At 62.2% G+C, this 12,593-nt stretch carries 12 protein-coding genes; 9 read left to right on the top strand and 3 right to left on the bottom strand.

The window, feature by feature from the left end:
* Window positions 1–20: 20 nt before the first annotated feature.
* From CDI09_RS10150 to CDI09_RS10140, 3 genes are all read left to right on the top strand, one after another.
* Window positions 21–2,480, top strand: coding sequence for a membrane-bound PQQ-dependent dehydrogenase, glucose/quinate/shikimate family (locus CDI09_RS10150; RefSeq protein WP_078526006.1), 2,460 nt, complete (start codon window positions 21–23; stop codon window positions 2,478–2,480).
* Window positions 2,481–2,546: 66 nt separating this feature from the next.
* Window positions 2,547–3,437 carry a transporter gene (locus tag CDI09_RS10145; protein WP_078526004.1) on the top strand — a complete coding sequence of 297 codons (891 nt, stop codon included), beginning with the start codon at window positions 2,547–2,549 and terminating at the stop codon, window positions 3,435–3,437.
* A gap of 186 nt (window positions 3,438–3,623) precedes the next feature.
* On the top strand, window positions 3,624–4,535 hold the full coding sequence (locus CDI09_RS10140; protein ID WP_236944677.1) for a helix-turn-helix domain-containing protein: 912 nt from the start codon (window positions 3,624–3,626) through the stop codon (window positions 4,533–4,535).
* Between the two features lie 10 nt (window positions 4,536–4,545).
* Here the strand turns inward: CDI09_RS10140 and CDI09_RS10135 are convergent, their stop codons facing one another.
* From CDI09_RS10135 to CDI09_RS10125, 3 genes are all read right to left on the bottom strand, one after another.
* The gene (locus CDI09_RS10135) at window positions 4,546–5,778 is read right to left on the bottom strand and encodes an MFS transporter (protein WP_078526002.1); all 1,233 of its coding nucleotides are present in this window, start codon (window positions 5,776–5,778) and stop codon (window positions 4,546–4,548) included.
* Window positions 5,779–5,809: 31 nt separating this feature from the next.
* The gene (locus CDI09_RS10130; protein WP_078527971.1) at window positions 5,810–6,208 is read right to left on the bottom strand and encodes a GlcG/HbpS family heme-binding protein; all 399 of its coding nucleotides are present in this window, start codon (window positions 6,206–6,208) and stop codon (window positions 5,810–5,812) included.
* 87 nt (window positions 6,209–6,295) lie between these two features.
* Window positions 6,296–7,027 (bottom strand): IclR family transcriptional regulator, encoded by a 732-nt coding sequence (locus CDI09_RS10125; RefSeq protein ID WP_078527969.1) that lies wholly within the window; start codon window positions 7,025–7,027, stop codon window positions 6,296–6,298.
* 212 nt (window positions 7,028–7,239) lie between these two features.
* On the opposite strand from CDI09_RS10125, the gene CDI09_RS10120 reads away from it, so the two are divergent.
* From CDI09_RS10120 to CDI09_RS10095, 6 genes are all read left to right on the top strand, one after another.
* Window positions 7,240–8,163 carry a ketopantoate reductase family protein gene (locus CDI09_RS10120; protein ID WP_078527967.1) on the top strand — a complete coding sequence of 308 codons (924 nt, stop codon included), beginning with the start codon at window positions 7,240–7,242 and terminating at the stop codon, window positions 8,161–8,163.
* Between the two features lie 275 nt (window positions 8,164–8,438).
* Window positions 8,439–8,918 (top strand): hypothetical protein, encoded by a 480-nt coding sequence (locus CDI09_RS10115; RefSeq protein WP_078526000.1) that lies wholly within the window; start codon window positions 8,439–8,441, stop codon window positions 8,916–8,918.
* Window positions 8,919–9,094: 176 nt separating this feature from the next.
* Window positions 9,095–9,751: a TetR/AcrR family transcriptional regulator gene (locus CDI09_RS10110; RefSeq protein WP_078525998.1), complete on the top strand. Its 657-nt coding sequence runs from the start codon at window positions 9,095–9,097 to the stop codon at window positions 9,749–9,751.
* A gap of 225 nt (window positions 9,752–9,976) precedes the next feature.
* Window positions 9,977–10,627 carry a Crp/Fnr family transcriptional regulator gene (locus tag CDI09_RS10105; RefSeq protein WP_313142712.1) on the top strand — a complete coding sequence of 217 codons (651 nt, stop codon included), beginning with the start codon at window positions 9,977–9,979 and terminating at the stop codon, window positions 10,625–10,627.
* A 147-nt stretch (window positions 10,628–10,774) separates the two neighbouring features.
* Window positions 10,775–11,794 (top strand): Dyp-type peroxidase, encoded by a 1,020-nt coding sequence (locus CDI09_RS10100; RefSeq protein WP_078525996.1) that lies wholly within the window; start codon window positions 10,775–10,777, stop codon window positions 11,792–11,794.
* A gap of 12 nt (window positions 11,795–11,806) precedes the next feature.
* A complete protein-coding gene (locus tag CDI09_RS10095; protein ID WP_078525994.1) occupies window positions 11,807–12,550 on the top strand; it encodes a family 1 encapsulin nanocompartment shell protein in 744 nt (247 codons plus the stop codon).
* Window positions 12,551–12,593: the final 43 nt, after the last annotated feature.

Below are 12,593 nucleotides of genomic sequence, written 5' to 3'. Positions count from 1 at the left end.
ACTATGGAAAGAAACGCGGCATGCGAGAAACCACCAAGAGGTTATTATCTATCATAACCTCAGTCTTGCTGGCCCTGATCGGGCTTTTTCTATTCTTTGGCGGCGCCCAACTGCTCCTGCTGGGCGGCTCCTGGTTCTATGCGCTGACGGGCTGCGTCCTGCTCGCCGCTGCAGTCCTGGGGCTGAAGCAGCCCCGGCTGGCAAGCAGCCTGTATGCCGCCCTGCTGGTGGTTGCCACCATCTGGGCGCTGGTCGAGACCGGCTTCAACATCTGGGGCCTCGAAGTCCGGCTGATGACGCTGGTGGGCATTGGCGCCTGGCTGCTGCTGCCGCAGGTGTGGCGCGCAAACGAAAGCTGGCTGGCTGACAAGAAGGCCCTGCTCGGCGCGGTTGGCGTGTCGTGCCTTGTGCTGCTCATCAGCTGTTTTTCGTCCTATTCCATTGACGGCACGGTCCCTGCCGATCGCATGGCGGCACAGGGCCAGCCGGAATCAGCGGCCGAGAACATGCCCGATGGCGACTGGCAGGCCTATGGCCGCACCGCGGGCGGCGACCGCTATTCCCCGCTGGGCCAGATCACGCCCGCCAACGTGGGCAAGCTCAAACGCGCGTGGCTGACCCGCACGGGTGACGTGCAGCAGGCGGGCGAAGGCACCGTGGCCGGCCCCGATCAGGGCCATGAGTTCAACCTCGAGGTCACACCCATCAAGATCGACAACACGCTGTACATGTGCACGCCCCATAGCTGGGTGATTGCGATGGATGCCGCCACCGGCAAGGTGAAGTGGAAGTTCGATCCCCACCCCGATACCGCCGACCTGGCCAAGAACGTCTATCTCGCCTGCCGTGGCGTATCGTATTACCGCATTCCCGACGAGATCCAGACAAGCTGCCGCACCCGCATCTACTCCCCCGTGGCGGATGTGCGCATGGTGGCGCTTGATGCCGAAACCGGCAAGCCGTGCGATGATTTTGGCGATCACGGTTTCATTTCCCTGCGTGAATATCTCGGCCACGTGCCACATGGCTTCCACTTCGTCACCTCGCCGCCGCTGGTGGCCAAGAACCGCCTGATTACGGGTGGCTGGGTGTTTGACAACCAGGCCAATTTCGAGCCCTCAGGCGCGATCCGCGGCTTTGACGCGACAACCGGCGCACTGGCCTGGGCATGGGATGCGGGCCACACCCCCGAAACCTGGAAACCCAACCCCGATGAAGTCCTGACCCGCGACACCCCCAATGCCTGGGGCGTGTACACCGCCGACCTCAACCTTGGCATGGTCTATATCCCCACCGGCAACTCGCCGCCCGATAACTGGGGTGGCACGCGCCGCCCGTTTGATGATGCGACCTCCTCGGCCACCATCGCGCTTGATATCGTAACCGGCGAGCGCCGCTGGACCTACCAGACCGTGCACCATGACCTGTGGGACATGGACATCCCCTCCGGCCCGTCCATGGTCGACCTGCCCGGCCCCAATGGCGAGACCATCCCCGCCCTGGTGCAGAGCACCAAGCGCGGCGAGTTCTTCGTGCTTGACCGCCGCACCGGCGAGACCGTGCCCGGCTACCCGGTAGAAGAACGCCCCGTGCCGACCGCGGGTGTTGCGCCTGATGACCATGCCTCCCCCACGCAGCCCTTCCCGGCGGCCATGCCCAGCCTTACGCCACCGAACCTGAAGGAAAGCGACATGTGGGGCGCAACCCTGCTCGACCAGATGCTGTGCCGCATCGAGTACCGCCAGTCCGCCTATGAGGGGCAGTTCACGCCGCCGCATGTGGGCCAGACCACCGTGGTCTATCCCGCCTTCTATGGCGTGGTTGACTGGCAGGGCATCACCATCGACCCGCAGCGCAAGATCATGCTGGCCAATGCGAGCTACCTGCCCTTCCGCATCAAGCTCGACCACCGCCAGAAGCTCGAAGGCAATGGCACGCTGCCCAAGTGGAACGGCCAGGGCGAAGAGCCTGCCGCCAAGGGTGATGCGCTTTCCGTCTCGCCTGATTACGGCACGCCTTACATCGCGCTGACCAACCCGTGGCTGAACCCGCTGCAGATTCCGTGCAAGGGCCCGGTCTGGGGCACGCTGAGCGCGATCGACCTCGTGACCAAGAAAATCGTGTGGCAGCACCCGGTGGGGACCACGCGCGATACGGGTCCGTTCCGAACCCACAACAACATCCCCCTGCCGACCGGCATGTATAACGTCGGTGGCAATATTGTGACCAGGGGTGGCGTTGTCTTCATGGGGGCCACGGCGGATGATTACCTGCGCGCCTTCGACCTTGCGACCGGCAACGTGCTGTGGACCGACCGCCTGCCCGCAGGCGGCCAGGCAACGCCCATGTCGTATGAGGTTGGCGGCAAGCAGTATGTCCTGATTGCGGCTGGCGGCCATGGTGGCCTGGGCACCCGGAGTGGCGATTACATCATCGCCTACACGCTCGATGGTGCACAGGCTGGCAATGCAGCCCAATAAAAAACAATAACCGTGCAGGTATCCGGTTCACCCGGATACCTGCTTTTCATCAGGGAAGCCCCTCCCATGCGTCTGACAGAAAGATCGGCATGGCTCCATGCCATGCTGCGCCTTACCCTTCCTTCGGCCATACTGTTCCTTACGCCAAAGGCCCATGGCGCAGACGTAACCCTCGGGATCATCGGCCCCCACGAATATGACCTGCCCGTCGACTTCAAGCCTTTCAACGTGCTGGTGCAGTATGGCGATGGCAATGCGGCGGGCCACTCCTACAACAGCCTGGGGCAGCGCAAGCCAAATGGCGGCAGCCATACCTGGGCGGGCATGACCAAATATGTCCATTTCCGCAGTTTTGACGCCATTCCCCATGTGGGCTTCGCCTTCGAGCTGATCCAGAGCGAAAGCTACACTCTGGCCGATGGCACGAATTACGGCGGCCTTGGCCCCACCATTGTGGGGCCTGCCGCGTGGTTCAAGCCCAACAAACACAGCACGTTTGGCATCCAGACCTTCATGCAGACGGCTGTTGGCACGCGTGATGCCACCTCACCCAATTACTGGTCGAACATCTCGAGCTTCATTTTCGATTATGAATGGAAGCATTTCAGCTTTGATGGCGATGCCGGCACCGTGGCGGGGGCGGCCAAGCACGTCAAGGGCGGGCATACCTATTCGCCCGGCGTGGTGTTCTACACCAACCTGCGCTTCAGCTGGAAGGCGACCAGACTGTTCGAGCCGTTTTTCGCGCTGGACTGGCAGAACGTGAAAGGCACCTACGACCGGACCGCAAGCCAGTACATGGATAATTCGGACAGCCGTGAAATAACACTGGGTGCGGGCGCGATGCTCAATATTTCAAAACACTTTTCCTTTACATCGCGCTACTCGCACTCTGTTGATGGGCGGAACATACCCGAAAGTAATGCCTATTACGTGAAAGTCGTCTATCTGTGGTAGCGCCTGGCATCGCCACAGGCCTGCCCGGTTCCATGCATTCATTTAATGTAATATGGCATGGCGGATAATAGATATATACAATCATAGCCAGACAGGCCATTACGGCCGCCATGCTGCATGCAGCCTGACAGCCAGGGGCAGGGAGAAATGAAACCGCATTGCCATAACCCCACCCAGCCGCCCCCCATGGGCCAGACCCTGCGCCCCGCCGGTGCAACCGAGGTGGCCAAGTCGTGGCAGCGCTGTGTTTCATCCTACAATCTCGATCCCTCGCAGGGGTGGCAGGCCGATGTGCTTTCGGGCGCGGAGCTGCGGCATGTCAGCACCCGTTCCGCCAGCCTGCTGCGTATCGCCATGCCGGAAATGCAGCGCCTGTTCAGCCTTGTGCAGGGGCTCGACTTCATGGTGCTGCTTGCCGACCCCGACGCCACGATCCTCGCCCGCAACATAGACGATGCCCATATGGGCCTGTGCCGCAGGCTCGCCCTTCGCGAAGGTGCTGTGTGGAGCGAACGCATGGCGGGCACCAACGGCATTGGCACGGCGGTGCAGGATGGCTGCCCCATCTTCCTCGGTGAAGGCGAGCACTGGCGCTTCTGCTTCTCGCTGCTGGCCAGCTATGCCGTGCCAATCTTCAACGCACACGGTCAGGTTGCGGGCGCGATCAACCTTGCCGCCTTCAATGGCGATACCTCGCGCAGGCTCGCCCCGCTCGTGCTCGACACCCTTTTGCAATCAGGCCGCCGGGTCGAGGAGCAGCTCTTTCGTGAATATCACGAGGGGGCACGGGTGCTGACGCTGGGCGTGGCCGAAGGGTGCTCGGCCCCGCTTGTCGCCATCAATGCCGAGGGCGAGGTGACGGGCGCCACCCATGCCGCCCGCGCCCTGACCGGCTGGACGGATGACATGATCCGCACCCACCCCAACCTGCTGGACCGGCTTGAGGCGGAGGATCGGGTGAGCTTTCGCAAGGCGGAGGAAAATGTCATCCGCTCGGCGCTGGCCCTGGCGCATGGCAATGTTACAGCCACGGCCCGCCATCTTGGCATCAGCCGGGCCACGCTCTACCGCAAGATGAAGGCGCTAGGCGTGCGCTAGGCGCTCCCACTCACTCAATATCGCCACGCACCTCCACCTGCCCGCTGCGCCGGAGCAGGGCAATGGCCAGCAGGTAGACTACAAGCCCCCCGGCCGACAGCACCGCGCCGCCCACGCCCAACGCGCCATACCCGAACTGCCGCGCCAGCAGGGCGCTGCCCAATGATGCGCCAAGCGCGTTGGCGATGTTGAACGCCGAATGGTTGAGCGAGGCTGCAAGTGTCTGCGCATCGCCTGCAAAGTCCATCAGCCGGGTCTGCAATGCCGGACCAAGCGCGTTGACGAAGGCAGGCACGAGCAGCACATCGAGCATGAGGGCCGGCTCGTTATGCAGCACAAACGGAAAGGCCAGCATGACCACCGCACTGCCCCCCAGCGCCAGCAGGGCGGCACGGTCGAGGTTGCGGTCCACGATCCACGCGCCCACATTCGCGCCGATCAGCATGCCCGCGCCGCACACGATCATGTAGATCATGATGCGCCATTCAGGCACATGCGTCACGTTCTGCAGCACGCTGGTCAGGTAGGTATAGATGGCGAACATGCCGCCAAAGCCGATCGACGCCGTCACCAGCGTGAGCAGTACCTGCGTGCTGGCCAGCGCGCGGATCTCCTTCAGCGGGGAGTTCTTGCGATTGGGCGGGTCTGTAGGGATATAGCGCCAGATTCCCGCCACCGTCAGCAGCCCCAGCGCCGCGATGATGAGATAGGCGATGCGCCAGCCAAAATGATCGGCGGCGAATGTGGAGAACGGCGCCCCCACCAGGGTGGAAATGGCAATGCCCGACAGGATGCGCCCCACGGCCCAGCCACGCCGCGCGCGCTCCACCATCGAGGCGCCGACAAGCGCCGAGATGCCGATCAGCGCGCCATGCGGCAGGCCGGTGATGAAGCGGGCCACCTCCACCAGCTCCGGCGTGGGCATGGCCACGCTGAGCAGGTTGGCGCAGCAGAACAGGGCAAACAGGATCAGCAGCAGTTCACGCCGCGACAGGCGCGCGCCCAGAATGGTGATGAGCGGCGCCCCCACCACCACGCCCAGCGCATAGGCCGTAATGGCATGCCCCGCATCGGAGGCGGACAGCCCCAGCGAGGATGCAAATTCGGGCAGCATGCCCATGATGGCGAACTCACCCGTGCCAACCACGAACGTGCCAAAGGTGAGGACGAAGAAAGCAGCCTTTGCCCCATGGGGCGCCGTGATGGGGGCTACCCCGCCTGCGGGGGGTGCGGTCTGGGTCATATGGGCGGATCCGGTCAGGTAAAGGGGGCGCTCAGGCCCCGAGCATATTCGCGGCGATGCGGGCAATGGCGATGTCATCTTCCGTGGGCGCGCCAGACACACCGATCGCGCCGACCACGCTGCCATGCGCGCCCCTAAGCACGAGGCCACCGCCAAAGCTGGTCAGGCCGCCATTGGTGTTCTCCAGCGTGTAAGCCGCGCCCTCGGGGCGGGCGATCGTGGCCAGGTCGGCGCTGTCCATATGAAACAGGGCCGCCGTGCGCGCCTTCTTGGTCGCAACATCGATCAGGCCCAGCGGCACGCCATCCATGCGGGTAAAGGCCACGGGCCACGCCCCGGCATCCACGATGGAAATGCACACGCCAAACCCGCGCTTGCGCGCCTCGGCCAGGGCGGCCTCCATCATGGTCATCGCATCGGTCAGTTTCATGTCGGTTTCCATGGCTTGCACAAAAAGCGCAGCCTAGCCCCTCGCCTGCGCGGGCGTAACACACCAATTACCAAAATCCCGATTTGTTCAACATTGCTGAACCGTGGCGCGCGCCACGTGCTGCATCATCATCCACGCCAGCCGCACCAGACGCGGGCGCGGCAGGTCGGCGCAGGAGCCGGTTATGGCAATGGCGGCCCGCACCTCGCCCTGCTCCCGCCACGGCACGGCCACCGCGTTCTGGCCGGGGCGGTAGCTTTCAAGATCAAGGGCATAGCCCTTGAGTCGTACGGCCTCGATCTGCTCGCGCACATGGCCATCAAGCGCATGGGCACGGGTGCTGAGCACGCGCTGGCCCATGCCGGGCACGAAGGCCAGGAACACCAGCCCCACCGCCGAGCCCTCGATGGTTTCGCGCCGCTGCGCGGCCGGGGCCGGAACCCCGGGGGCGTGGGGGTCCACCCGGTCCAGATAGGCGGCTTCATCCCCGCTGGGCACGCCAAGGTGCACGGTCGCCCCGCTCTGCCGCGCAATGGCCTCGAGCGTAGGGCGCATGCGCGCGCGCAAGCCATGGTCATCGCCCATGATGCGCGACAGGTTGAGAATGCGCCCGCCCAGATGATAGCGCATGTCACCCGGTCTGCGCTGCACGTAGCCCAGGTGGTCGAGGGTCTGGAGAATGTTGTGGGCGGTGGTTTTTTCCATGCCCGCCCTTGCCGCGATTTCGCCCAGCCGCGCGCTGCCACCGGCCTGGGCCATAATTTCCAGAATGGCGGCGGAACGCACGATGGACTGGATCCGTTTTGGCGTGCTGGCCATGTCACCCTCCTGCATGCCTCCCGGCGCGGCATGACCGGGCAGGCCCGGAACATGCCCTTACCTGAAAAATAACCGGTTACAAGAGGGAGCGCATGGCCATGCAGCGTGAGCCATCAGGCCGCCCCCACGCGCCTGCCGGCTTGACCGCCCCGGCAGGACGGGAGCAGATTCACATTGAAACGCAGGACCGGATACAGGCGGAAAACACCATGATGACTCCAAAGATTCTTGTTGTCGGCGCGGGTGCCGTGGGGGGCTATTTTGGCGCGCGCCTCGCCGCTTCTGGCCATGATGTAACGTTTCTCGTGCGCCCGCGGCGGCAGGCGCAGCTTAGCGCAACAGGGCTGTGCCTTGTCAGCCCGCTTGGTGATGCAACGCTTACGCCGCGCATGGTCACGGCGGATCAGCTCACCCAACCCCATGACATCGTCATCCTGAGTGTAAAAGCCTACTCCCTTGCCGCCGCGATAGTAGACATGGCCCCCGCCATCGGCCCGCAGACACGCATCATACCGCTGCTCAATGGCATGCAGCACCTTGATGTGCTGTCCAGCCGCTTTGGCCATGAGGCGGTCATGGGGGGTACCTGCTTCATTGTCAGCAGCCTCGACGGCGAAGGCCGCATCCATCAGGCTGGTGTCACCCCCCGGCTGGTATTCGGCCCCCTGGTGGCGGGGCAGGATGCCAGCACCATGGCCGAAGCCCTGCGTGCGCCGGGGTTCGATACCGTGCCCTCGCCCCACATCATGCAGGATATGTGGAACAAATGGTCGCTTCTGGCCTCGCTGGGCACGCTATGCTGCCTCATGCGCGCGAATGTAGGCGAGGTGGCCCGCCTGGCCGGGGGCACCGATTTCGTGCACGCCACGATAAAGGAATGCACCTCGATTGCCGCAGCCGCCGGCTACCCGCTGGCAGACGACACCATAAACGGCATTGTCAAAAGACTGACGCAGCCGGATTCCACGCTGACCTCCTCCATGTTCCGCGACCTTTCGCAGGGCGCCCCGGTGGAAGCGCAGCAGATTATTGGCGATCTTGTCACCCGCGCCCGCATGCATGGCGTTGCCACCCCCATTCTCGGTCTGACGGACCTGAACCTGCGCGCTTATGAACTACGCCGCGACAGCCGGTAAAACCGGTGCCTTAATACCTTCAGGCGATGCCTTCCGAAGCTTTTTGAAAAAGCTTCACCGAAAACTTTTATGATTTTCGTCTATTATTGGACCTGCTTTTTCAATCGCCGCCCTAAAATAAAGCGGCGATTGTGGACGGGCATCGCGCTGCACTGTTTCCAGACAACTGTTCACCCCACACCCGGCGCGGGAAGTGCTGCGGTCGGCCTGTTTTGTCATTGACTGGCCTTTTGCCCTCAATTAAACGAAACCGAACCGTTCTGTTCAAGGAGCGAATGGCGTCCGCACTTCTTTCACTGGATCACGTGATGAACCGCTTCCGGCATACAGGCCTTCTGGCCCTCGCCAGCTTTCTGGCCCTTCATGGCACGGCGCAGGCAACGTGCGCGGCCACGGATGCCCGGATCGAACTCTCGGCGCACCATATCGCCGTCGGGGTCGGTTATGTGTGGGGGCGGGGCACGCTGTATGACGGCACGCATGCCTATCCCTTCACCATTCGGGGCGGCGGCATGCTGAGCGTGGGCGGCATGGCGCTGTCGGGTCAGGGCTGCGTGCGCAATCTCGCCCGCCTGCAGGACTTCAATGGCACGTACTGGAGCGTGGGCGGCACGGCCACCATCCACCACGGCACGGCGGGCCTTGTCATGGAAAATGGCCGGGGCGTGGACATCAATCTCGTCGCACACACCCGGGGCGCTTTCCTGTCCGGGCAGATCGCACGGCTTTCCTTCCGCCTGAAGGGAAGCAGATAGTACGAAACATGGCGAACCACCCATTCGCAATGACCATTTGAACACGAACCGCCGTTCTGGCATCTCCGTGGCGACAGGCTGGATTGTAGGGCTGAATGGCAGCAGGCCCAACATATCATGTTATGTTTCGTGGCATGACATGAACGACTGACGGCTGGAGTAGTAAGGGACGAAAAATGTCTGACGTATCATCAAGACCGCCACATACGGGCGGACGCCCGACGCCTGAAGGCTCGGCACAACTTGACCGGCATGTTCTTGAAGTTGCAACGGCATTATTCATCAAGCAGGGTTACGCCGCCACGTCGCTTGAACGGATCGCGCGCGTGGCGGAGTGCAGCAAGGCCAGCCTGTACCGACGCTACGCATCAAAGGAAGACCTGTTCCGCGCGGTGGTGGCGGCACGCGGCACGTTGCTGCTCGAGGCGGCGGGCGCGGTCGAGGCTTCCTCCACCGACCCGCTGCTCGCCACGCGTGAAATCAGCCAGTTCTTCCTTGACTTCATGCTGCGGCCCGAAACGCTTGAAGCCTACCGCATCGTTATTGCAGATGGGCATCGCATCGCCTCTGTCGTGGATGACATGATGCACACCATCGTGGAACCCTTCGTGGCCACGCTGAGCCGCCTTATCAAGGCCGCCGCCGATGCGGGGCGCATCCACTCTCCCGACCATGAAGAGACGGCCCGGGTCCTGATAAGCCTGATCCTGGGATGGCCGCTCCAGAACACCATGCTGCGCCTGAACAGGCTGCATGATCCGCAGATGCGCGCGCGCTTCTTTGAACGCGCCTGGCAGATCTTCACTTCAGGCATCTGCATCAAGGAGGAATAAGGGTTGCCGGATGTCGTCTTTTTTTCAGGAAGGCGGCATTTCTCTGAAGCTTTTTCAGATGCTGCGACAGATACTTTTTTATAGTGGCTTTATATATGCCATGTTGCGATACGATACGGTATCGTATATATGGGTGTTAAAAGTAAGACCCCCTTACAGGTGGCCACCCACCATGCGGGCGAAGCCTTGACGAAAACATAAAAAACAACGCGTCCCTGCATATAGATGTTCATGATGTTCAGAGATTTTACGCTTACTGACAAAGAACGGGAGGCGTTAAATGCGATCTCCACGAAAATACACAGACCCGCGAAGCGCCGTATCTATACTCAGGGCGAAGCAGGCAGATATGTCTACCGCATCCGTTCGGGCGCCGTGCGGCTGGAACATCAGCTGAATGATGGCCGCAACCATATCTTTGCCTTCATATGGCCCGACGACATGTTCGGCACCATTGAAGACGGGGTCTATCCCGCCTCCGCCATTGCACTGGTAGATACCTACCTGTTCCAGATCCCCTATTCCGCGCTGCTCAACCTGATCGAGATCCATCCGCGCATCCAGACCCTGTTCCTGCAGCAGGCGCTCAATTACACCAGGGCGGCGCAGCGCCACCTGCTGCTGGCCACCTACCCGCTTGTGCTCAAGCGGCTGGCGGGTTTTCTGCTTGAATGCAGCAAACAGGCCGATTTCTATGATCGACACTCCAATATCCTGACCCTGGCCATGGACCGCAAGGATATTGCCGACTACCTCGGCTTCGCCGTTGAAACGACAAGCCGCATGCTCAAGGAACTTGAAGACATGCGGCTGATCAAACGCCTCTCATCACAGCGCATCATACTGGACCGGCATAAAATCATGGAAATATTTTAACAGCCGGCCCGACAGGCCCATAACCGGGCGGCCGCGTGCTCAATCCGCCTACCTGCCCCCTGCCGCCCCATCTTGCCACGCCCCGCCACCTCCTTATGCTAGGCCGCCATAAGCGTTGCGCGCGTTTCTGCAGGGAGTTCGAAAGCATTGCCCACACCCCAACCCATTGACACAAAGCTGACCCAGGCTGCGGTTTTCCTTGTCCTGACCCTCAGCCCCGACACCGAGGTCGGCCCCCAGGTGCGCGACCTGATGGGAGACCTGTCCTCGCTTGTGCGCGGTGTCGGATTCCGTATTGATGATGGTCGGCTGAGCTGCATCACCGGTATAGGATCGCAGGCATGGGACCGCCTGTTCGGCGCGCCGCGCCCGATGGACCTGCACCCGTTTGCCGAAATCAATGGCGTGCACCACGCCCCCTCCACGCCGGGCGACCTCCTGTTCCATATCCGCGCAACCCGGATGGACCTGTGCTTTGAACTCGCCACCGCCATCGTCTCGCGGCTTGAAGGTGTGGCCACGGTGGTGGATGAAGTACACGGGTTCAAGTATTTCGATGCCCGCGACCTGCTCGGTTTTGTCGATGGCACCGAAAACCCGGTGGACCAGCCCGCCCGTGACGCAACGCTGATCGGTGATGAAGACCCGGCCTTTCAGGGCGGCAGTTATGTCATCATCCAGAAATACCTGCATGACCTGAAGAAATGGGATGCCATACCCACCGAGGTACAGGAGCACATCATTGGCCGCAGGAAGGTCTCGGATATTGAACTGCCCGAGGCCGCCAAGCCCAGCTATGCCCACAATGTGCTGACCAATATTGAAGAAAACGGCCAGCAGCTTCAGATCGTGCGCGACAACATGCCCTTTGGCACGGTGGGTACGGGCGAGTTCGGCACCTATTTCATCGGTTATGCCCGCTCGCCCGCGCGCATCGAACGGATGCTCGACAACATGTTCGTGGGCCTGCCGCCAGGCAATTACGACCGGCTGCTTGATGTCAGCACGGCGGTGACGGGCAACCTGTTCTTCATTCCCACCTCTGATTTTCTTGATGCAGCACCCGACCTGCCTGCGCCACAGGCCGCCGTGGCGCCTCCCCCGCCCGCGGCACCGCAACCCGTAGCTGTACCCACCGGTTCGCTGGGCATCGGATCATTGAAGTAAAGGACACCAGACATGAACAACCTGCACAGACACCTCGCCCCCGTTTCATCCGCCGCCTGGACCGAAATCGAGGAAGAAGCCACCCGCACCCTGCGCCGTCACCTTGCCGGACGGCGCGTGGTTGATGTTTCCGAACCCAAGGGCACGGCCTTTGCCGCCGTGGGCACGGGGCGCGACAGGCGCATCGATGCCCCGAACGATGGCGTGCAGGCCGTAATGCGCGACGTGCTGCCGGTGGTGGAACTGCGCGTGCCCTTTACCCTGTCACGCGCGGAAATCGATGCGGTGGAACGCGGCGCGCTTGATGCCGACTGGCAGCCGGTGAAGGATGCGGCAAAGAAAATCGCCTTTGCCGAGGATCGCGCCATTTTCACAGGCTACGCCGCAGCCGGCATGGCCGGGATCGCGCAGGCCACATCCAACGCGCATGTCAAGCTGCCCGCAGCGGTCAAGGATTATCCGCATGCCATTGCCGATGCCCTGAGTGAGTTGCGCCTTGCGGGCGTCAACGGCCCCTATGCCATCGTGCTCGGCGCCAGGGCGTATGAGGCTGTCAGCGGCGGTGATGATGAAGGCTACCCGGTGCGCAAGCACATCGAAAGCCTGATTGAAGGCAAGCTGATCTGGGCGCCCGCCATTGAAGGGGCGTTTGTCATCTCCCTGCGCGGCGGCGACCTGCAGCTTGATATCGGGCAGGATTTCTTCTGTGGTTACCGTCCGTTATGCAAGAGTTTTCTGACCCATATTGACGTGTGATCGTGTGCGGTCTTCTGTAAGGCCTGTTGATGTGGCCTTTCAG

Source organism: Komagataeibacter nataicola, assembly GCF_003207795.1.
GTDB lineage: Bacteria > Pseudomonadota > Alphaproteobacteria > Acetobacterales > Acetobacteraceae > Komagataeibacter > Komagataeibacter nataicola.
This window is presented reverse-complemented; position numbering and strand designations above follow the sequence as displayed.